A 21,430-nucleotide genomic window follows, 5' to 3' on the forward strand; every position below is an offset into this window, starting at 1 on the left:
GGCCTCCTGATGTGTCCACGCGTTCGGATCCGTCATCTGGACAACCCCTCACATCCATTGGCGGTTGGTCCGCCGGGCAATACTGGGTCGACCGAACCATCTCCGTCGAATCTGCCATCGACATTCAAGATCAGGTCTGGGAGCGGAGGAAGTCCAGGGCGGCGTCGATGAACTCGAACGACTTGGGGGTGCGGGCGTGATCGGTGCGGGGCAGCGTCACCAGGCGTGAGTCGACCAGGGCGTCGATCAGCTGATCGGCCGATTGGACGAAGTCGTATTCGCCCAGCACCACCAGCACCGGGCAGGTCACCGCCGCCAGTTCGTCCGCACTCACGCGGCCCCCGCCATTGGCCATGCAGGCGGCCAGTGCCTCCCGGTCGTTGCCCGGTAGCTGCGCCAAACCTGAGAAGTACCCGAGGGCGGGGATGTCGCCGTCTTCACTCGTGCGGACCGCCCGCACGACGGCGGACATGTCGTCGAATCGAAACAGGTTGGCTCCCACGCCGGCCACGATCAGCGACCGAAAGCGGTCGGGATGGGCGGCCACCACTTTGAGCAGCGTCTTGGCGCCCAACGAAAAACCAATGGCGTCCACCTGCCCATCGGCGGGCAGTGCCTCGACCACTCGGGCGCCAAGGTCGTCGTACGCCGATTCGTCGTGGGGCCTCGGTGCGGTGCCGTGGCCCAACAGGTCCACTCCGATGACCTCCCGGCCTTCATCACCCAGCAGGTCGACCCAGCCGTTGGCCACCCAGGTGAGCTGGAACGATGTGCCGAAACCGTGGACGAGAACAACCGGAACAGACATGGCTGCATTCTGGCTGAGAGCCGCCCAAATGGTCGGGCCCAGTGGGTACGGTTGCGCAGAACAACGTCGGCAACGACTCGTCGACGTTACGCAATTGCGCCGCAACGGGCGACGCGGAGGGGACCCCATGACCATCGGATCGCAGTTGAAGAGCCGCCTCGATCAACGCTCCGACGAGGCACTCGCCAACCGGGCCGCAATGGAGGCATTGTGGCAGGAGGTGGCCGAGCAGTTGGCGTCGGTGCCCACGATCAGCGGCCGGCGCTACGTCGACCGACACCGCAAGCGCGGCAAGCTGCTGGTACGCGAACGCATCGAGGCGCTGTTGGACCCAACCACCCCGTTCCTTGAACTGAGCCCGCTGGCCGGGTGGGGCACCGACGATGCGGTCGGGGTGGGCGTGGCCACGGGCATCGGCGTGATTGAGGGCGTCCAGTGCGCCATCTTTGGCTCCGATATGACCTACAAGGGTGGCTCGGTCAATCCGACCACCCTGATCAAGTTGGAACGGCTCTTCGAGATCGCCCGGGCCAACCGCCTGCCGATGGTTTCGCTCAGCGAGTCCGCCGGCGCCGATCTTCCCCGTCAGGCCGACATCTTCATTCGGGGCGGCGGGCAGTTCCGTTCGCTCACCCGCCTCTCCGCCGAAGGCATCCCCACGATCACCGCCGCCTTCGGCCCCAACACCGCCGGTGGCGCCTATACGCCTGGCATGAGTGACTACACCGTGTTCGTCAAGGAGCGGGGCACCGCCTACCTGGGTGGCCCGCCCCTGGTGAAGATGGCAATCGACGAGGACGTCGACGAGGAAACGCTGGGCGGCGCCGAGATGCACAGCCGCACCAGCGGCCTCTCGGATTACCTGGCCGTCGACGAATTGGATGCGCTGCGCATCATCCGGTCGATCGTCGCTCACCTCAACTGGAGCCCCTTGGGCCCAGGCCCAACCGAACCGGCCGACGAGCCGCTCTATGACCCGGCCGGACTCATCGACTGCGCCCGCGCCGACGTGCGGATCCCGTTCGAGATGCGCGAGGTGTTTGCCCGCATACTCGACGGCAGCCGTTTCGAGGAGCACAAGGCAAGCTACGGGGACAAGCTGCTGTGTGGATGGGGTTCGATCCACGGGTTCCCAGTCGGGCTGTTGGGTAACAACGGCATCCTGTTCTCCGAAGAGGCGAAGAAGGGCGCTCAGTTCATCCAACTGTGTAACCGCACCAACACGCCGATCATCTTCTGTCACAACATCACCGGCTTCATGGTGGGCTCGGCCGCCGAGCAGGGCGGCATCATCGTCAACGGCGCCAAGCTGATCAATGCGGTGTCCAACTCGATGGTGCCCCACATCGACCTGATGGTGGGCGCCTCCTACGGCGCCGGCAACTACGGCATGGCCGGTCGGGCCTACGAGCCCCGGTTCATCTTCTCGTGGCCCAACCACCGCATTGCAGTGATGGGTCCCCAGCAACTGGCAGGAGTGATGGAAATCGTCGCCCGCAATTCGGCGGCGGGCAGGGGTATCGAGATCAAGGAGGAGGACATCGCTGCCGGGAAGGCATTCCTCGAAGCCCAGATCGAGAACGAGTCGACCGCGCTCTACGCCACCGGGCGGGTTTGGGACGACGGCATCATCCATCCGGCCGACAGCCGCACCGTGCTGGGGCTGGCCTTGGCAGCGGTGCACTCCACCGAAGTCACCGGCGCCACCGAATACGGAGTGTGGAGGCACTGATGAGTACCACGTCGAGTACACCCGTTACGGATCCTTCCAGGACAGCTCCACCATCCTCAGTCGCACAGATCGGCCGCCTCCTCATTGCCAACCGCGGCGAGATCGCCGTGCGCATCGCCCACACCGCCACCGCCATGGGCATCGACACTGTTGGTGTGTATTCCGATCCCGACGCAGACGCGATGCATTGCGACGCCGTTGATGTGGCCGTCGCCCTGGGTGGAGCCAGCCCCGCCGAGTCGTACCTGCGCGGCGACGCCATCATTCAGGGGGCGCTCGACACCGGCTGCGATGCCGTCCACCCCGGCTATGGATTTCTGGCCGAGAACGCCGACTTTGCCCGCCAGGTCGAGGCCGCCGGGCTGACCTGGGTGGGCCCCACGCCCGAACAGATCACTCTGCTGGGCGACAAGGTGGCCGCCAAGCGGGCCGCCGTCGAAGCCGGCGTTCCCACTACCGCCATCATCGAAGCGTCACCTGGCAAGGTACCGGGCGATGTCGCCATGCCGGTGCTGGTGAAGGCCGCTGCCGGCGGCGGCGGGCGCGGCATGCGCGTCGTGCGCAACGAATCCGAATTGGCCGATGCAATCGAGGCCGCCTCCCGGGAGGCCAAGTCGGCCTTTGGCGACGGCACGGTGTTCATCGAACCGTACATCGAGCACGGCCGCCACATCGAGGTGCAGATCCTGGGTGACGCCCACGGCAACGTGGTGCACCTGGGCGAGCGGGAGTGCTCCATCCAGCGTCGCAACCAGAAGGTGATCGAGGAGTCACCGTCCGCCGGCATCGACGGTGCCACCCGCGCTGCCGTGTGTGAGGGGGCGCTCGCCCTGGCCCGGCACGTGGGCTACCGGGGTGCGGGCACGGTTGAGTTCCTCGTCGGTGACGCTGCACACGAGACCGATGATCCAACGATCACGTTTCTGGAGGTCAATACCCGGCTCCAGGTGGAGCACCCGGTGACCGAGGCGGTCACCGGGCTGGACCTGGTGGAGTGGCAGTTGCGTGTGGCCACCGGCGAGCCGCTCAGCATCACCCAGGATGACGTCAGGTGTGACGGCCACGCCATCGAGGTGCGCGTGGTCGCCGAGGATCCCGCCGCCGGATGGTTGCCATCCACCGGCCTGGTCGACGGCTTTTCCATCGACGGCCCCTCAATCGAGGTCCGCTCGTCGACGCCCATGGTGCGCACCGACACCGGCATTCGAGCAGGCACCGAGGTGTCCGCCGACTACGACTCGCTGTTGGCCAAGGTGATCGCCCATGCACCCACCCGCAGCGAAGCGGCCCGGCAACTCGCCCGAGCCCTCCGCCGTTCGAACATAACCGGGGTACGCACGAACGTCGACACGCTGGTGGCCGTCCTGGGCGAACCCGACTTTCTGGCTGCCAGAACCCCCACCTCCTACCTCGACGGTCACCCCGAGGTCACCGAGGCACCCGGACCGTCGGGCGACGATCGCCTCGCCCTCCTCATCGCAGCCACGTTCGCCCTGGAGCAGCGCGACCGGGCGGCCAACCTCGCTACCGGATTTGCCCCGTCCGGGTTTCGCAACCTGCTCACTCAGGGCCAACGGGTGGCGCTGTTCGACGGGGACGCTCCCTGTGACCTGGAGTATGTGCTGACCGGCGACCGGGCCGACCTGCTGGTCGGACCTCTGCCCGAACCCGACGAGGACGGCGCGCTGCCGGCCGACGAACGGCGCCGGGTGAGCGTGCGACTGATCCGACGAGAGCCAAGCCGAACGGTGCTGGAGGTGGACGGCCGGCGACAGGTGATCCACGTGAGGCTTGACGGCGACATCATTAATGCCTCCGGGCCATTTGGTTCAGCCACGTTCACCGTGCCGGCCCGTTTCGTCGATCACGACATCGAGGCGATCGGCGCCGGGCCTGTCTCGCCCCTGCCGGGCACGGTGCTGGCCGTGCACGTCGAGGCCGGACAGCAGGTGAGCGACGGCGAACTGCTGATGGTGGTCGAAGCGATGAAGATGGAGCACCGCATCACCGCCTTTGGCGACGCCACCGTGGCAGAGGTGCACTTCGTCGCCGGCGACCGGGTGGACACCGGCGACCTGCTGGTGACCCTCGACGGCACCGACTGACACAAGTTCTGATCGTTCACTGGTTCGCCTAGATTGTGGGTGGCCGACGTCCACAACTCCATCGCAGATTGCCCACACTTGCACCACGCGACCCGAAACAAGGCCCGGCCCTCCCGAGCGCTGCTCGCGGTGGCAATCGGCGCCGCCGTGACGATCATTTCTGCGGCCTGTGGTGGTGGAGCGGAGGACCGCACCACACCGGCCACGACGACAGTGCCGGACATCCCAACCGATGCCCGCCTTCAATCACTCCAGGTGGACGGCGGAAGCCTTCAACCTGCGTTCAACGCTCAGGCGACCGACTACGCCATGGCGTGCAAGGATGGCCCCAACAAGTTCCACCTCAACGCCACGGCCACCCCGGGTGCGACGGTCAGCGTGGTTGGTGCCAAGTCGGGCGACGTGCAGGTGACACCCGACGAGCTGATTGAGATCATCGTTCAGAAGGGCGAAGGGCGGCATCGGTATTGGATCCGGTGCCTGCCGCCGGACTTTCCCAAACTTGTGGTCGATCGTCCTGGCAACCCGTCTCCGGGCTACTACCTGTTCAGCCCGTCGATTCATTTCGATTCGGAGCCCCCTGTTGGCTACGCCGTCATCCTCGACACCTTCGGTGCCCCAATCTGGTACCGCCGCACGGAAACACCCACGATCGATGTCGACATCGAGCCCAATGGGAACCTGTCGTGGGCGCCGGCCCTCGGATTTTCCTACGGCACCGATCCTGATGGTGCGTTCTCCGAATACTCACTCACCGGCACCAAGGTGAGGGATTGGGCAACGGTTGGAACACCGACCGATCACCATGAGTTGCTGATCCTCGACAACGGGAACGCGCTCATCGGCAGCTACCGGGAACGGGCGGGGGTCGACGTGTCGAAGTTGGGTGACGGGTTCGCACAGGATGCGACCGTGGCCGACGCTGTCATCCAAGAGGTGACCGCGGCCGGCAAGGTGGTGTGGGAGTGGGATTCCAAGGACCACATCGGTCTCGCCGAAACCACGGCTCAAACCCACGGCACCGACATTGTCGACGAGTTCGATGACGGACGGTCGGTCGTCGATCTGGTGCATCTGAACTCTCTCGAAATCGTGCCTGACACCGGAGATGTCATCGTCAGCACCAGGCACCTCGACGCAGTCTTCGCGATCCGGCGCGATCCGGGTGCCGACGACGACGGCGACGTCTTGTGGAAGCTTGGAGGGGCGCCACCAACCAACCCAGCCACCGCCGACATCAAGTTGAGCGACGATCCGCTGAACGGATTTATCCTGCAACACGATGCCCGGCTCACCCCCGAGGGCCAACTCACCGTGTTCGACAATCGTTCCGACGTCGTCGGTGGCCCTGCCCGAGCACTGAAATTCGATCTCGATCTCAACTCGTCGTCAGCCAAGCTGGTGTCGTCAATCAACAGTCCGGACGCCACGGCATCTCCGGCAATGGGCAGCTACCGGGTGCAGCCCGACGGCGCCGGTGTTGTCGGCTGGGGCGCATCGAAGACCGCCGTCTCCGAATTCGATAAATCTGGAGAACTACTCCTCCGGGTCACCACGCCAAACAGCGACTTCAGTTACCGGGCCATCAAAGTGGACAGCGCTGCCCTGAACCCCGCCGACTTGCGAGCCGCTGTCGGCGAATCCCAAAAGCCTCGTGGGCAGTAACGGCGTGACGGCCAGATGAACGGGTATCTCGACCTCAAGCCTGTCGAGCAGCACCTGGCGCCGTTCACCGCGCAATGGAGGGCACTGCGCGAGGAGGTCACGACCCTGAACAGCGGTTGGGTCGACCACCCGGATCGACACCTGACCGTCGGGGGCTGGAGCATCGTTCCCGTGCGATACTTCGGCGCGGACGACCGGCCGGCGTCGCTGTCGGCGCCGGTCTTGGCAGAACTCGTGCAGGCCTGCCCTGCGGTGATCACCGCTGCCTACATGCGTCTCGCCCCCGGGGTGACCCTGGCCGAGCACCAAGGCAACCCCATCGGTGTGGGACGGTTTCATCTTGGGTTGGTCACGCCTGCTGAAGCGTGGATCGAGGTGGGTGGCGACCGTCGCACGTGGCAGCCCGGCGAGTGGCTGGGGTTCGACGACACCACCACCCACGCCGCCGGAAACGACGCATTGACCGACCGGCTGGTTCTCTCGCTCGACCTGGAACATCCAGACGTCGAGGTGAGCCGTTGGGCCCGCCCCGTGCGCTTTGCGTCGCGCACCTACTACACGTCGGTGCGAAGATTCCCGCAACTCGAATTTCTGCTGGGCAGGCTTTCGCCACTCAGCACGTTCCTAAAGTTTGTGCATCGGAAGAGTCAGGTGGCAGGTCGGTTCTGCGCCGATACCCTCAAGTCGCCACGCGGCCGCAGTACCCGGTAGAAGTTCTCGACCGGTCCGAGAAACCCGGGCCAGCGCCGATCCGGCAGGTTCGCAACGCCGTAGTGATGGATGCCGGACGCCTCTGGTCGAAACGTGCCGAAGAGACGGTCCCACACGATCAGGATGCTCCCCAGGTTATGACCCCGGCGGTCATCGGCCAGATGATGAACCCGATGATGCGATGGGGTGTTGAACACCAACTCGAACCATCGAGGCAGGCGGTCAATGACCTCGGTGTGAAGAACGCCCATGTACAAACCATGGATCAAGAAGGCAATCGCAATCATCTCGGGCCCGACCCCGAACAGTGCCGCCAGCGGAAAGACCGCCAGTCCGACGACCGGAAAGACCTCCACCCGAAGGGCAACCCCATAATCAAAGTAGGGGGTTTCGTGATGGGTGATATGCGATGCCCACCCAAGTGTCGTCCGATGGGAGAGCCTGTGGAAGATGTACAGCAGCGCGTCGGCTACCAGCACGGCGTAGGCCACCCCGGCCGCGCCTGACGGCGCCGTGACCAGTGAGAGCGGGGCGAGCATCGCGCCAATCGCCAGGGTTGGAACGGCCAGCGCCAACCCAACCACCTTGGCGGCCACGCCGATACCTGCCGACCCGATCACATTCTGCGCCGAGTAGCCGGTGGCGGACACGCGCCGCCCGACCACCGACCCCAGCGGCCTGCGACGGATGGTTCGAAGCGCGTATGCCTCACCCACCACCAGCACCACTGCCATTGGAACAATGGCCAGTTTCGCAAGAGCGACCGGGTCGATATCAGCCAACACGAACCGCACGCTTCGCTCGTCTCAACGCATCGGCGACCCCGTTGATCACTCCGGTGAGCCGTGGTGCCGGCCGTACCAATGGCGTCAGAAACCCAAGCGGCTGATGAAGGGGGACCGCACCGGTCACGCCGTAGGTGATCGGTGCTGACCGAAGCGTCGCAAAGGTACCGAAGAGTCGATCCCAAACGATGAAGATGCTGCCGAAGTTGGCGCCCCGCGTCAGCTCTGCGTCGTGATGGGAACGGTGATGGGTGGGCGTGTTGAACACCGCTTCGACGTATCTGGGCAGCGGGCCAACCAACTCCGTGTGCAGCAGTCCCTGGTAGAGGCCGTTGGCGATGCTGGCTGCCGCCATGACCCCGAAGCTGAACCCGAAAAGTGCCTGCGTTGCAAAGATCGGAACCGTCAGCACCGGAAACCATTCGAGGCGCAAGGCCACCCCATAGTTGAAGTAGGGCGATTCGTGATGGGCCCGGTGTGACACCCAGCCGATCGAGGTGCGGTGAGCCGCTCGGTGAAAGCAGTAAAAGAGCATGTCCCACACCAGGATGGCCGCCGCCAGTTGGGCCACGCCCGCCCACACTCCATGATCGGGCCAGTGCACCAGCGCAAAGGGCTGGAGAAGAGCGGCAACACCGAACATCGCCCACCGGAAGAGGCCACCGCTGATCTGGCCCACCGCCCCGATCCCGGTCGAGGTCAAAGCATCGGAAGAACTCCAGCCCGCCACATCACCGTGGGTGTTGCGGCGTCGGGCCGCCAACCAGCCCTCGCCTCCAACCAACCCAACGACGATGGGGATGAGCAACAACTTGAGCCAGACGAGTTCCATACGAGCGCTCCGACTGCTCCTACGGCTGCCCGATGGAGAGGTGAAGGGCATGACTCACCCTCAAGATGCGGGACGCCGGGTGGCGACCCAGCACCCGGTTCACAGGAAAGTTGCTCACGTGCACGTCGAATTCGGCGTGGGCAAACGTGGGACTGATCGCAGCAAACTCCACCATGGCGGCGTACGCTCCACGTCCGAGCGATGCTCCCAGCCCACTGCCAAAGATGGACAGCCCGTGCTGCTTCTCTGCGGCATGATCCTTGCTCCATGAGATGAACCCCATGGGTTGTTCGTCGTGAACGGCCACCATCATGCCGTCGGCAGCGGATCCGCTGAACGCCCGCTCGCACCATTGCGCGTACCATTCGCCCGCCCGGTCGTCGTCAAACAACGGATCGGCATGAAACCGGCTGAGCACGTAGTGACGCCGCAGCACCTCGGTCATGGTCGCTCCTAGACGCGCGGGGAGCCGTTCGATCTCGGCACCATATGCCACCAGCACCTCAACCTTGCCCATATCCCGTCGGGGCAGGGCCGTCTGGGGATTTGTCGGGCTCAACAGGTGCGTCACCATGGTGTCGGCCACCAAGAATCCGTGTGATTGGAACGCGGTCAACATCTCGAAATCGTCGGCGGCGGCGCGAACGCTGAGATGTCGTTCACCCGATGCGCCAACGAGGTCGCGCATGGCCGCTGCGAGTACGCCGAGCACCCCTGCGGAAGGCTCGCTGCGGTCGACAGCAAAGGCGCGCACCGAGGCGCAACCAAAACCGAAGTGCTGCGACAACCGTTCGTCATGGGCCACCACCGCCACTCCGCGCAGGACTCCCCCATCAACAGCGCACAACACCGAGGCACCTTCGGTGTCCAGCGCCGACCGAAACCGGTCGCCTGCGTCGGCCGACCGATCCAGCCCCAAGTGGAGATAGTTGCGGAGCGGATCAAACGGATTGGACGATGCAAGGCCAACAGCGGCTTCTCGATCCGATGAGCCCAGACCGCGCTGCACGCTCACGGCCATACAATCCCCTTCGGCTCGGAGCGGCGTAAGGCCAGGCCCGGCCAGACCACTTCAGGCGTTCCACCGTCCCACTGCGTTGCGCTCCGACTCTACTCCGCAGACTTCAAGATCACCCAGCGATCCGTTCGGCTAGCCTCACTCAGTGCGCTTTGGGGTAGTGGTACCGGCTTTCAACAGCGAAGCCTGGATCGAGGACACGTTGACCGCACTGTCCGACTCGATTCAACAGGCGGCCGAGTGCGGGTCGCCGCTTCATGACGCCCTCGATGGTCGGATCTTTGTCGTCGATGACGGCAGCGTTGATCGCACACCGATCTGTGCGCGCCGTGCAGCCACGGCCTGCGCCATCCCCATCGACGTTGAAGTTCTCCCCTCCAATGCCGGCCAACTGGCGGCGACCCGTCACGGGGTTGCAACCGCAAGACGTTGGGGAGCCGACTGGATCGCAACGCTCGACGACGACGCATTGGTCAGTAAGGAGTTCTTCACGGCCATCCTGAAGGCCCGGCGCCCCCAGTGGGCCGGCTACATCGTTTGGACCTCCTCGTCTCGCTGGAAGCGGTGGACGTCATCAGCCATTCGAGGCCTGACGCGCCCGCTCGCACCGGTTGCCGACGCTTCGGCCGCCAGGCTCTTTCCCGTGGGTCTCTTCGACGAGAGCGACCCGTCGATCGACGTGGCGCTGCTTCGAGCAGCAACGACCTCCGGGCGCCTCCCCATGACAATATCCAGGCACCCGGCAGCTTCCAGCAGGTACAGCCTGCGAACATCGGCAGCGCATCTCGGGGTCGTCGTTCGCTCTGCGTTGGCAGCGACCTAACACGTGATGTTCTCGGCATCGTGAGGTTGCTCGAACCTCAAACCAAACACGTGTTGCTCGGGTTGGGAGCTTCCGTCGCCGTTTGGAGTGTCGTCGCCTCTCTCACCGAACCACAATCGCTGTGGCGATTGGCGGTGTTGGTGGGCGGGCTCTTCGCACCGGCGGCTCTTGCATCCCACGAGGCCGGCCCGGCTCCTCGCGGCCGGAAGCGAGCGGTCTCCGGTTACACGTCGTTTCGACAGTGGCTGACCGACTGGACGCAATGCCCGCTCGCGATCGTCTCATTCACCGCGTACCTGCTGTGGTGCCCCCTTGCTTGGGGTGAGGCCGTCTACCTCACCGGTGACGCAGTGGTCTGGACCTCGCTGTTCGACACGATCGGGTCTGAGCTCGCCCGAACCCATCGCGTGTCCACCATCACGTCCTTCTTCCCGACGGGACCAATCCTTCAAAACGTGATCCCGGTGTCTGGCGGCACCGTGTTTGTGGCGCTCGGGGCCCTGACGTTGATCCCGGGTGTCACCGGTTCGCTCGTCTACATGCTTGTTGCGCTCGCTGCCATGGTCGGCATCGGCTTGACCGCCACCATCATCACCCGCGCGGTTGGGGTCGCTCCCCGGTTCCAATCCGTGGCGGGCTTCCTGGCGGTGGGCTCGGCCGGAACGCTCAACCTGGTATTCGGCCGCGGAGCCCTTCACGAACTCATCGGTGTCACCGGCATCATGGCGGTCACCGCCATCATCGCGCTCGCAGCCACTGGACATCCGGCCTCACGACAGACCTGGGTGGGGGGCCTGGTCGCGGGCCTCCTCTTCACCGCTCACCCGATCAGCTTCGTCATGGGTCTGATCTGGCTCACCGGCTTTCTGGCCGCCATGGCGCTGTCCAGATCGATACGGACGACCTGGCGGATCGCCATGACGCACGGCGCAGCAATCGGCCTTGGCATCGCACTCAATGCTTGGGGGCTCGTACCGTTCACGCTTCTTGGGCCTCAGACGGACGGAGCCGGCGACCTCGGCCGACTTGGCAGCAACGACTACTACTTCTACGACAACGCTGCGCAGCCGCCTCCAATCTCCTGGCTGGTCAACCCACTCAGATCCGCGTTGATTCGCCCTGAACTCCAGCCGTCGTTTGCGGCGGTTCCCGCGGCCTTGCTGCTGCTGACCCTGGGATGCTCCGTGGTGCTCGTCCGGCGACGAGCTGCATCGCCCCTGCTCATTGCGCTGCCGGTGCTCGGTCTTGCCTTACCGCTGCTGCTTCGGTCCAACCTGGCCTACGCCATCCCCATCATGCGCATCAATCAATACGTCAACCGCCCCTACATCTGGGCGTCCATGTTGGGGGCGCTCGCCATCCCCATCGTGCTCGACAGGTGGTGGAAGGCTGGACGAAACCTGACGCTCCTGACCCGCCTGCTGGCGACACTGCTGATACTCGAGTGCTGCGGCATGGCCTACCACTCGCTGCGAACGATCGCGATCGTACCGGTGGGCTTCAAGCTGGGGCCACGGCTGGTCGACGACCAGATCAACGACCGCTCACACGCCTCCGAGACATTCAACAAGGGTCTCTTCCAGGCACCCCTGCTCGATGCGGACGATTGCTCGCCGCTTCGAGATCCTGCGCTCATCGCGGCTGCGAAAGACCGGATCTCAATTCCCAAGGTGCAGACGTGCGCAACGGAGGTGCCCAGCACCGCCTTTACGGTTGCCGGTGACTACGAGTTCACCCTCGACGCGTCCAAGTTCCGATCGTCCGACGTGCTGGCGCTGCCAATCGCAACCTCAAGCGACGTAGTGTCGATCACCGGGGCCGACGTCCTCGGCACTATTTACGTTCAACGCGATGACACGCTGGAGGCTGCAATCTTTCGTGAGGCACTCTTCATCGTCAGGCCCACCGGAGGCAACATCGTGATTGCCCCAAGTGGACTGTCGGCAACCAGGATCGGAGCGTTTTTGACGTTCGTCGCGCTCATCGGGGCACTTGCCACCACGCTTGCCCCGGCCAAATCGTCGCTGGGTCGCGCACTCTTCGGATCGAGGAAACCAACGTGAACGGGAGACCAGGTCGCCGACACAGGTTCGGTCTTGTTGCGGTCGCAGCCTCAGTCACCGTCGCTGCCTCAGTCACCATCGGAGGATGCGCCGCCGAGCGCGTGACCGACACAGCGGTTGCAAACCCCGTCGAGCGCTCCGCTTCGGGACTCTACGAGCGATTCGTTGGTGGGGAGGGCATGACCGAGGTAAGCGATACAGCGTTCGAGGTCATGCCAACAGAAGAACAAACACGCGAAGCAGAAGAGCTGCGAGCCAGCGCCAAAAGGAGCGTGGAAGCCGGCGGGTTTACCGACTTTGCCAGCTTGAAGGCTGCTGGGTTCTCGCCGATCAGCGAAGGAAACAGCCACTGGGTGAACGAGAAGAACATTCTCGATGGGTACACCCTGAACGTTGAGAAGCCGGAGTTTCTCGTGGTACAGCCCCCCATGATCGATCCAACGGACGCCGGGCAGAAGGTGGACGTGCAGGGGGTCATGTTCCTTGCAGGGCGCATCGGCGCTCACGGACTCCAGCCGTTCGGCAACGCATTCATCTGGCATCGACACACCTACTCAGGCCCAAGGTGCTTCCAGTACGGCCAGATCATGCGGGTCGACTGGGATGCTCAAAAGTGTGATGACCCGGCCAACGAGTCGATGCTCTCTCGGGAAACACCGGAGATGCTGCACATGTGGCTCACCGACAATCCGAACGGACCATTTGCCAGCCAGATGGTGGTGCCGGACATCGGCGACGAACACAGCCATTAGCGAGTGCCTGGACCACAAGCAACCTGGGCAGAGCGGCTCGCCGAGCGCAGCGCCGAAAAACTCAGGTATACTGCAGGTCCAATCGGACGCCACCGCGGGTGACATCGCTTTTTGGATCCTCCAACCGATCTTCACTGACCGTCAACACCAAGAACGCCGCGTCGCCTGCCGGTAGACCGTCAAGTTCCTTGGCAGGAATTTTGAACTCGGCGATGCCGTTGGACTTCCCGTCCGGTTTCAGTAACTCAGCCCGCACGGAGAGGTTCTTGAGATCATCCTTGGTGGGATTGTCGATAATCACCAAGAGCGCCACATCGCCGTCCGCGTTGCGTTGCACCCAGAACGGATCGGCGCGAGGGGTCTCTCCGCGCTCATCGGTGGCGGCCGCCACCACCGTGCGAACCTGATTGCGGGCACGGTCTGAGAGCTTGGCGTCCACGCCGGCCGGGAAGAGCACCTCCATGGGTGTCTCCACATTGCCCTTCGAGCTCACGTCAACGAAAGCCTTCGCAGGCACGGCTCCACCGCGGAAGTTGACGGGACGAACACCATTGCCGAAGTCGATCAGGGAGTCCTCCGGCGAGGGCACGCTGGTGTTCTTTGGTGGCGGGGTTTTGCCGCCATCGGTCACTGAGGTGGATTTCCCGCTGGTCGTGGTCGGCGCCGCCTTCTCGTCGTTACCCGTGCACGACGTTGCAGCGAGGCAGCCCACAGCCACAAGTGCCGCAATTCGCAAGCGGGCACGACCAGTCCGACCCGGCACATGCAGCGACCGTTGGTTCACTGATCTCTCCTTCGCCCCGGGGCAGCATGGCGTGCGACAAGACGCCAAGGGCTTGGACGATACGACATCATCCAAGCCCCGAGTTTCGCGGCGTCAAGTGCTAGTTGCGATTGCGTCGACGGTTGCGGCCGATGACACCAAATGCCAGGCCGAACATGACCAGCCCGATGGCCAACCGCCAAAGCACCGATACCGATGCACCGGTGGTGGCCAACGACCCAGAGCCGGGGTTGGCCGAGCCACTGGCGAGCGAAGCACCCCTCGGGGTCTGAGTGGCCCCGGCGACCGCAGTGGCCGGTTTGCTGCTGGAGCTGTTACTGCCGGTGCCGGTGGGCGCCGTGGTTCCTGCCCCACCCGAAACACCGGTCGTGGTGCTCTGGGCGACCGTCGTGCTTGGCCCCGCAGCAGTCGTGCTCGGCCCCGCAGCAGTCGTGCTCGGCCCCGCAGCGGTCGTGCCCGGCCCCGTGGCGGTCGTGCTCGGCCCCGCAGCGGTCGTGCTCGGCCCCGCAGCGGTCGTGCTCGGCCCCGCAGCGGTCGTGCTCGGCCCCGCAGTAGTCGTGCTTGGCCCCGCAGTCGTGCTGGTGGGCTCTTCCCTCACTGCGAAGTCAAGGCTCTGAAGGCGTGGTTTCGAGTCTGGGCCGAGGCCCAGCGCAAACAGCACGTGGTCGCCCGGTGCAAGGTCTGCGGGAATCTCTCCGCCACCTTCGATGGCCCCGCTGGCCTGAGCTGCGCTATCACCAATTCTTACGGGCGATGAGCACACGTAGTAGGTGACCGTGCTCCCGGCGAGGAATCCGCCTCCGGAGACGGTCACTGTCTCGCCTGGCTGCAACGAGCCCGAGAGCAGGCTGAGGCCTCCTGCTGATGGCGGACACTCGGTGGGCACCGGGGGCATCGAGCCCTTGATCGTGACCTTCACCGTCGCCGTGGCTGTTCCACCGTGGCCGTCGTCCGCGGTGTACTTGAAGGACACCTCGGCCGTGTCACCGGCCCGCAGCGGATTGACGCCGCCGGGCTGATTCCACACGCCGCTCGGGTCGTAGGTCACCGTGTTTCCTGTCACCGACACGGCGCCGAGCAAGCCGGCGGTGTCAGTGCCCGAGACCGAGAGCACATCGGTGCTGTCCGGGTCGGTGTCATTGCTCAGCACCTCGACCTCGACCGGACTGCGGTCGTCGGTCTCGGCGGCGTCGTCGACAGCCTTCGGAGCATCGTTGACGCCCGTGATGGTGACGGTCACCGTGGCAGTATCCGAGCCGCCGTTGCCATCATCGATGGTGTAGGTGAACGTATCGGTCGCTGATTCGCCCACAGCCAGGTTCTGGAACACCTCACCGGGGTCGTAGGTGAGCGTGTTCCCGTCCTGGGTGACCGCGCCCTGCGTGCCGGTCGTGTCGAAGGCCGAGACGGTGAGCACGTCGTCGGTGTCCGGGTCGGAGTCATCGGTGCCCGTGGTGAGCACGTTGATGCCAACGGGCGAGTCCTCGTCGGTTGTGACCGCGTCGTCCACGGCGGTAGGAGCGGCGTTCAGGCCGGTGATGGTGACCGTCACCGTGGCAACCGCAGAACCGCCGTTGCCGTCGACCACCGTATAGGTGAACGTGTCGGTGGCCGTCTGGCCTGCACTGAGGTAACCGAACGACGTGCCGGGGTTGTAGGTCAGGGTGTTACCCGCAAGCGATACCCCCCCGAGGGTGCCGGTGGTGTCCACGGCCGACAACGTCAACACGTCGGAGGTGTCCGGGTCGGTGTCGTTGTCCAACGGGGTGATGTTTACCGGTGACACCTCGTCGGTGACCGCCGTGTCATCCACCGGGGTTGGATCGTCGTTCGCGCCGGTGACCGTGACGGTCACCATGGCCGAGTGGGTCAGGCCGGAGGAATCGGTGACGACGTAGCTGAAGGTGTCGGTGTCGGTTTCACCGACCGCCAGCGAGTTGAAGCTTGGACCCGGCAGGTAATCGAAGGTGGCGCCGCCGGCCCAAGCGACTTCGCCGCGTGCGGGTTGGGTCACCGATTGAACCGCCAACGTGTCTCCGGCGTCCGGATCGGAGTCGTTGTCCAGCGGGCTGACGGTGACCGCAGGGCCATCCTCGCTCACCGTTGCGGTGTCGTCCTGCGCTGAGGGCGCGTCGTTCACACCAAACACGGTGACGGTCACGGTGGCCTGTGCCGTACCGCCGTTGCCATCAGAGATCGTGTACGTAAACGTGGCCACTCCAGACCCACCGGCCGGGACGCCGACGAAGGCAAGGCCCGGGTCGTAGGTGACCGTGTTGCCAACCTGGGTGGCCGTGCCGGCAGATGCCGGACCGACTGCGGTCACGTTGAGAACGTCGTTCTGATCGGGGTCGCTGTCGTCGATGCCGGCCGTCAGTACGTCGATTGCCACTGGCGGACCGTCCGCCGAGACACTGGCCGTGTCGTCCACTGCGGTCGGATCGTCGTTCTCGCCAAAGACCGTGATCGTGATCGTTCCGATCACCTCGGCGTTCGAACCATCCTCGACCGTGTAGTCGATGCGGACGGTGGCCGTATCTCCCACGCTGAGGCGGTTGTAGGAGCCGGCCGGGTCGTAGGTGACGGTTGAGCCGGAGAAGGAGACGTTTCCGGTGCCGGAAACGAGGTCAACGCCGGTCAGCGTCAACGAATCGCCGACGTCGGGATCACTGTCGTTGGCCAATGGGGACACCGAGACCGCCGGGCCGTCCTCCTGAACTGAGCCGATGTCGTCAACCACCACGGGTGCGTCGTTCTCGCCAACGATGGTGACTGTCACGGTTGCCGTGTCGGTGCCGCCAAATCCATCGGTGATCGTGTAGGTGAACGTATCGGTGGCTGTATCACCCGCAGCGAGGCCGTTGTATCCGGCCGGGGTGTAGGTCAGTGAGGTGCCGGTGAAGGCCACCGTGCCCTGCGTGCCGGTGTCGTCGATGGAGGTCACGGTGAACGCATCACCCAGGTCGGCGTCGGAGTCGTTGCCACGCGGGTCGATGCTGACCGCCGGTCCATCCTCCCCGGTGGTCATCGTGTCGTTCGCGGCAACCGGAGCGTCGTTCACACCGTTGATCGTGACGGTCACCTGGGCCGTGTCGGTCAGGTTTGCGTTGTCCTTGATCGTGTACTTGAACGTGGTCGTGGCCGTCTGACCCTGCTTGAGGTAGTCAAAGGTTGTGCCCGGGTCGTACGTGATGCTCGTGCCGGTGAAGGTCACGCTGCCCTGGGTGCCCGCATCGTCCACGGCAGTGACGGTCAGCGGCCCCATCTCGGGATCGGAGTCATTGAGTCGGGGGTCGAACGTGACCGGCGGACCGTCCTCGGACACCGAGGTGACGTCATCGAGCGCCACTGGCGGGCCGGAGATGGAGAAGCTGACGGTGGCAGAGACAGCACCGTTACTCGGCACCTCATCGTCGGTTTCGGCTTGATTCCAAGAATACGTGCACGTATCGGTGCCGGTGACACCGTTGTTCACATAGAACACGTTGGGACCAGAGACCAGGCAGGTTCCCTTCGTCGCCGGAGAGCCGATGGTGATGCCCGTGCTGGTACCCGGGCGGCTTGCCGTGCCGATTGAGTCGTTGGTCAGGACAGGGACCGACACCGAGCCGTTCTGCGCCACACCGATGGGCCCGTCGTTCACGGCCACAGGGGGCGAATACACGTTCAGGTTGATGGGCTGACCGGGGGAGGTGCCGGTGGCATTGGACCAACCGGACGCCTCGCTGGATCCTCCCGCGTAGCCTGCCCCAACCCGGAAGTCGTAGCTCTTACCAGGGATCAGGAACGGCACCGAGGCCCCGACGCCGGCCGGCGCCGTGATGGTGTAGGTCTTGCACGGGTCCGGGTTGTAGTTGTTGCTGGTGGTCCCCTGCGTCATGCTCGTTCCGCCGTACGTGGTGCCGTCGAAGGTGAAGTCCTCGATCTTGGACTCGTAGCCCCCGTGTGAGCGCTGAATCTGCACGCCATCGATGCACCACTGGTAGGTGAAGGGCTGACCCGCACGCACAGCAGTCGGGTACTTCACGTTCATGAACGCCCACAGGTTGGACCCTGCGCCGCCCGCCACGCTGACCTCGATGACCTCGCCGAAGTCGTAGCTGCCACCCGGATAGCCATTGAAGTCAGTTCGGGTATCATTGACCGTGATGTCGGCCGCATCGAGCGTCGGGGCAACCGACCCCTGGGCTCCTGCCTTCACCTCACCGATGTTGCCGGGCCCCACCCCCACGACGACCCCCAGCGATAACGCCAAAACGGCCAACGCTGAGCGCCGTACCTTCGTCGAGAACATTCTCATAACCACCCCTCGGTGCCCGTGTAGACCTACCAACCTGAACAATATGTCATAACAGCCGCTCATCACGCAACGGGACGCACTCGATATCAGAAGTTCTAGGTGCGATCACTCAGACAGGACGAACTCAGCGCTCCCGCCTCGTTCGACAACCCCCACCTTCTTCGGGGCACGATCGCCAGGGCGTTGAGCCAGGACGGTGAGCTTGTCCGGCGCACCTGTGGGGAGCCCGAAATGGGCCACGGCGGACCGTTGCGCCGCGTACGAGTCGCCGGCGCGCAGGTCCCGGCGCCGACTCACTCCGGCGTCACGCAACCTGCCGTCGTCCAGCCACACCGTGGCCTCAACCACCGGCGCGCCCTGTGCATCCACAAGCTGCACCTCCGCCCAGTCATCACCGATTGGGAGTTCGTTGCGATACAGCTGCGGTCCATCGAGGTTGTCGACCTCCAGGACGTCCAGGTCGCCGTCGCGGTCAACGTCCACCGTCACCATCGCCCGCCCATCTCCGGCGCCGCCCAGCCCGACCGCTGCGGCGTCCTCCACCCAGGGGCCCTTTCCGTCGTTGAAGAACACCCGGTTGGTGTCGGTGACATACCGCTCCTGACCGGGCGGCGGTTTCGCCGGGCGGAAGCCGTTGGTGTGGAGCAGGTCCAGGTCGCCATCGTTGTCCAAATCCTCCATCGCCGCGCCCCAACCCCACTCCCCGTCCCGAACGCCGTACGCATCGGTTCCATCCGTAAATCGGCCGGCTCCGTCGTTGATGAACAACCGGTTGCCGGTGCAGCCCTTGACCTCGCCGCCGGCTGTGGGGTCGAGCGGCCCCTTGCACCCTGGAGCGCTGACCGACGTGACGAACCAATCGAGGTCGTCGTCACCATCGATGTCGGCGAGCACTGACCCCATACCGTTCTCATCGGTTCCCACTCCGGAGGTCTTCGTGGCGTCGACGAACGTTCCATCACCCTGGCCGGTCAGGAGCCGTGAGAGATTCCAATCCGCTGCGACGGCCAAGTCGAGGATACCGTCGCCATCAACATCGCCCGCTGCGGTCGTGAACGCCGCCAACCTGCCCACCTCTGGAATGGCGGTCGGCATCTCGGTGAATTTCGCGGCGCCGTCGTTGACGAACACGGCGGTCTGCCCATCCGCCGCCACCCGGTTGTATCGCCATCCCGACGCAACCAGGTCCAGGTCGCCGTCGGCATCGAGATCGGTCAGTGTGAGCCCAAAGACCAACTGGTCGCCAACGTCGGCGTTTGGCGGCAACACCAGACCAGAGTCGACAACTTCCGCCATGGTGCCGTCGTCGCGTTGAAGGTACAACACCGTCGAACCATCACCGATGCCGCCCACCACACCATCGATGTCCCCGTCACCATCGAGGTCACCCCAAGCGCTCGTTCCATGAGACTCCGAGGCCGAGCCCGGAAGCATGCCCGCAGGCGCCGCTTTGAAGCCGGCACCCGCCTGGTTCAGCATCCACACGTCGGACTGTCGAACCCGGGGGAAGAAAAGGTCCTCCCAACCATCGCCGTTCACGTCGACCACAGCCACGCCACCCGTCATGAGATCCGGCGGGCCCAACCGCCCAGCATCAACGGCGGACCGGTCCTGCTGGGTTAACCCTGCGAGTCCGAACTGCTTGGTGACGTCAACGAACTTCGGGCGAGGAGACGCAATGCCCGCAGCCAACTGAACGGGTGCGCTCGCTGTGTCAGCCGCTTCGGGGTCCCCGTCAGTCGCCGGACGGGTCAGCCACCACGCCGCTGACATGAGCACCACGCTCACCACAGCTGCGCTCAACCGCTTGACGCTCGTACTGCGAGTCACGGCACCATCTTTCCGGCAGTGCACCCAGGTCTCCCAACTCGGGCACCCAACGCACCAGCCCGATCGTGTCTCAGGAGGTCAAGATGCCGGCGCTGTGACCAGGGGCCGGCCCGGCACGCCCGGCTACCGCTGTGGCGAGCAGAGCTGTAGACCCGGCGGATGGGCGCAGAGACCGACTACGCAGACGAGACCGGCGCCTATCGGCGTAATTCCGACTACATCACCACCCGCGTCACCCGTGACGGCGCCGATGGGTGGCCGGTCGAGGCCGGCCGTTACCGCCTGGCCGCCGCCCGTGCATGTCCCTGGGCCAATCGGGCGCTGATTGCCCGCCGGCTCTACGGACTGGAGGACAGCATCTCGCTGGCGCTGGCCGGCCCCACCCACGGCGAGGAGTCGTGGACGTTCAACCTCGACGAGGGCGAGACCGACCCGGTGCTCGGCATCCATCTGCTGCGAGAGGCTTACGAGGCCCGAGGGGTCGAGAGCGGCAGCGGTGTGACCGTGCCGGCGTTGGTCGACGTCCCCAGCGGGAAGGTGGTGACCAACGACTTCCACCAGATGACGCTGGACCTCGGCCACGAATGGCGCGATCTGCACCGCCCGGGGGCCCACGATCTGTTTCCGCCCGAGCATCGCGACGAGATCATGGCGATGGTGGACGCCAACTTTCGTGACGTCAACAATGCCGTGTACGAGGCCGGGTTCGCCACCGACGCCGACGCCTACTCCGAGGCGTACCATCGGCTGTTCGCCCGGCTTGACGAACTCGAGGATCACCTCGACACTCACCGGTACCTCGTCGGCAACACGATCACCGAGGCCGACGTGAGGCTGTGGCCCACCCTGGTTCGTTTCGACGCGGTCTATCACAACCACTTTCGCTGCAACCGCAACAAACTGGTGGAGATGCCCGCACTGTGGGGATACGCCCGCGAATTGTTCCAAACGCCGGGTTTCGGCGACACGATCGACTTCCCGCAAACCAAGGCGCACTACTACCTGGTGCACCGGCAGCTGAACCCATCGGGGATCGTGCCGCTCGGCCCCGACCTGACCCCGTGGGCCACGCCGCACGACCGCGAGCGCCTCGGCGGCCGCCCGTTCGGCGACGGTACCGCCCCTGGGCCGCCGCCGATCGACGAACTGCCGGGAGCCGGCACCAACCCCTACTGGCCGCGCTGAGCCACCGGATGCCGACCGGTCGGTGAGGGGCGTCGAG

15 protein-coding genes are annotated in these 21,430 nt (G+C 64.9%); 8 read left to right on the forward strand and 7 right to left on the reverse strand.

The window, feature by feature from the left end:
• Positions 1 to 130 precede the first annotated feature (130 nt).
• Positions 131 to 808 carry an alpha/beta fold hydrolase gene (locus MPARV_RS0105040; protein ID WP_020377470.1) on the reverse strand — a complete coding sequence of 226 codons (678 nt, stop codon included), beginning with the start codon at positions 806 to 808 and terminating at the stop codon, positions 131 to 133.
• 127 nt (positions 809 to 935) lie between these two features.
• Here MPARV_RS0105040 and MPARV_RS0105045 point away from each other — a divergent pair, with 127 nt between their 5' ends.
• The 4 genes from MPARV_RS0105045 to MPARV_RS22255 all read left to right on the forward strand — a co-directional run bounded on the left by MPARV_RS0105045 (position 936) and on the right by MPARV_RS22255 (position 7,021).
• A complete protein-coding gene (locus MPARV_RS0105045; protein WP_020377471.1) occupies positions 936 to 2,540 on the forward strand; it encodes an acyl-CoA carboxylase subunit beta in 1,605 nt (534 codons plus the stop codon).
• Positions 2,540 to 4,645, forward strand: coding sequence for an acetyl/propionyl/methylcrotonyl-CoA carboxylase subunit alpha (locus tag MPARV_RS0105050; RefSeq protein WP_081582171.1), 2,106 nt, complete (start codon positions 2,540 to 2,542; stop codon positions 4,643 to 4,645). Before MPARV_RS0105045 ends, MPARV_RS0105050 begins: the two co-directional genes overlap by 1 nt.
• 78 nt (positions 4,646 to 4,723) lie before the next feature.
• Positions 4,724 to 6,310 carry an arylsulfotransferase family protein gene (locus MPARV_RS22250; RefSeq protein ID WP_157789464.1) on the forward strand — a complete coding sequence of 529 codons (1,587 nt, stop codon included), beginning with the start codon at positions 4,724 to 4,726 and terminating at the stop codon, positions 6,308 to 6,310.
• A gap of 15 nt (positions 6,311 to 6,325) precedes the next feature.
• The gene (locus MPARV_RS22255; RefSeq protein ID WP_020377474.1) at positions 6,326 to 7,021 is read left to right on the forward strand and encodes an aspartyl/asparaginyl beta-hydroxylase domain-containing protein; all 696 of its coding nucleotides are present in this window, start codon (positions 6,326 to 6,328) and stop codon (positions 7,019 to 7,021) included.
• On the opposite strand, the gene MPARV_RS22260 is transcribed toward MPARV_RS22255, so the two are convergent.
• From MPARV_RS22260 to MPARV_RS0105085, 3 genes are read right to left on the reverse strand one after another with little or no spacing between them, the layout of a single operon-like run.
• Positions 6,958 to 7,815 (reverse strand): sterol desaturase family protein, encoded by an 858-nt coding sequence (locus MPARV_RS22260; protein WP_020377475.1) that lies wholly within the window; start codon positions 7,813 to 7,815, stop codon positions 6,958 to 6,960. The genes MPARV_RS22255 and MPARV_RS22260 overlap by 64 nt on opposite strands.
• Positions 7,796 to 8,638 carry a sterol desaturase family protein gene (locus tag MPARV_RS22265; RefSeq protein WP_020377476.1) on the reverse strand — a complete coding sequence of 281 codons (843 nt, stop codon included), beginning with the start codon at positions 8,636 to 8,638 and terminating at the stop codon, positions 7,796 to 7,798. Before MPARV_RS22265 ends, MPARV_RS22260 begins: the two co-directional genes overlap by 20 nt.
• 19 nt (positions 8,639 to 8,657) lie before the next feature.
• Entirely contained in the window at positions 8,658 to 9,659 is a 1,002-nt protein-coding gene (locus tag MPARV_RS0105085; protein WP_020377477.1) for a GNAT family protein, read from the reverse strand.
• A gap of 142 nt (positions 9,660 to 9,801) precedes the next feature.
• Between MPARV_RS0105085 and MPARV_RS0105090 the strand changes: the two genes are divergently transcribed.
• From MPARV_RS0105090 to MPARV_RS0105100, 3 genes are all read left to right on the forward strand, one after another.
• On the forward strand, positions 9,802 to 10,479 hold the full coding sequence (locus MPARV_RS0105090) for a glycosyltransferase family 2 protein (protein WP_081582088.1): 678 nt from the start codon (positions 9,802 to 9,804) through the stop codon (positions 10,477 to 10,479).
• Positions 10,480 to 10,499: 20 nt separating this feature from the next.
• Entirely contained in the window at positions 10,500 to 12,542 is a 2,043-nt protein-coding gene (locus tag MPARV_RS0105095) for a hypothetical protein (RefSeq protein WP_031277311.1), read from the forward strand.
• A gap of 101 nt (positions 12,543 to 12,643) precedes the next feature.
• Complete coding sequence (locus MPARV_RS0105100) at positions 12,644 to 13,294, forward strand: hypothetical protein (protein WP_020377480.1); 651 nt, start codon at positions 12,644 to 12,646, stop codon at positions 13,292 to 13,294.
• Positions 13,295 to 13,355: 61 nt separating this feature from the next.
• Here MPARV_RS0105100 and MPARV_RS0105105 read toward each other — a convergent pair whose 3' ends face one another.
• The 3 genes from MPARV_RS0105105 to MPARV_RS0105115 form a co-directional block, all read right to left on the reverse strand.
• Positions 13,356 to 14,078 (reverse strand): hypothetical protein, encoded by a 723-nt coding sequence (locus MPARV_RS0105105; protein ID WP_157789465.1) that lies wholly within the window; start codon positions 14,076 to 14,078, stop codon positions 13,356 to 13,358.
• A gap of 100 nt (positions 14,079 to 14,178) precedes the next feature.
• Entirely contained in the window at positions 14,179 to 18,372 is a 4,194-nt protein-coding gene (locus MPARV_RS22270) for an Ig-like domain-containing protein (protein ID WP_020377482.1), read from the reverse strand.
• A gap of 111 nt (positions 18,373 to 18,483) precedes the next feature.
• On the reverse strand, positions 18,484 to 20,181 hold the full coding sequence (locus MPARV_RS0105115; protein ID WP_157789466.1) for an FG-GAP repeat domain-containing protein: 1,698 nt from the start codon (positions 20,179 to 20,181) through the stop codon (positions 18,484 to 18,486).
• Positions 20,182 to 20,367: 186 nt separating this feature from the next.
• Here MPARV_RS0105115 and MPARV_RS0105120 point away from each other — a divergent pair, with 186 nt between their 5' ends.
• Positions 20,368 to 21,393: a glutathione S-transferase family protein gene (locus MPARV_RS0105120; RefSeq protein ID WP_020377484.1), complete on the forward strand. Its 1,026-nt coding sequence runs from the start codon at positions 20,368 to 20,370 to the stop codon at positions 21,391 to 21,393.
• Positions 21,394 to 21,430: the final 37 nt, after the last annotated feature.

This window comes from Candidatus Microthrix parvicella Bio17-1 (assembly GCF_000299415.1).
GTDB lineage: Bacteria > Actinomycetota > Acidimicrobiia > Acidimicrobiales > Microtrichaceae > Microthrix > Microthrix parvicella.

What these genes read in the sequence shown, in the direction of transcription:
- MPARV_RS0105040 (WP_020377470.1), bottom strand. Translation starts at nt 808, where the DNA reads ATGTCTGTTCCGGTTGTTCTCGTCCACGGTTTCGGCACATCGTTCCAG.
- MPARV_RS0105045 (WP_020377471.1), top strand. Translation starts at nt 936, where the DNA reads ATGACCATCGGATCGCAGTTGAAGAGCCGCCTCGATCAACGCTCCGAC.
- MPARV_RS0105050 (WP_081582171.1), top strand. Translation starts at nt 2,540, where the DNA reads ATGAGTACCACGTCGAGTACACCCGTTACGGATCCTTCCAGGACAGCT.
- MPARV_RS22255 (WP_020377474.1), top strand. Translation starts at nt 6,326, where the DNA reads ATGAACGGGTATCTCGACCTCAAGCCTGTCGAGCAGCACCTGGCGCCG.
- MPARV_RS22265 (WP_020377476.1), bottom strand. Translation starts at nt 8,638, where the DNA reads ATGGAACTCGTCTGGCTCAAGTTGTTGCTCATCCCCATCGTCGTTGGG.
- MPARV_RS0105085 (WP_020377477.1), bottom strand. Translation starts at nt 9,659, where the DNA reads ATGGCCGTGAGCGTGCAGCGCGGTCTGGGCTCATCGGATCGAGAAGCC.
- MPARV_RS22270 (WP_020377482.1), bottom strand. Translation starts at nt 18,372, where the DNA reads ATGTTCTCGACGAAGGTACGGCGCTCAGCGTTGGCCGTTTTGGCGTTA.
- MPARV_RS0105120 (WP_020377484.1), top strand. Translation starts at nt 20,368, where the DNA reads ATGGGCGCAGAGACCGACTACGCAGACGAGACCGGCGCCTATCGGCGT.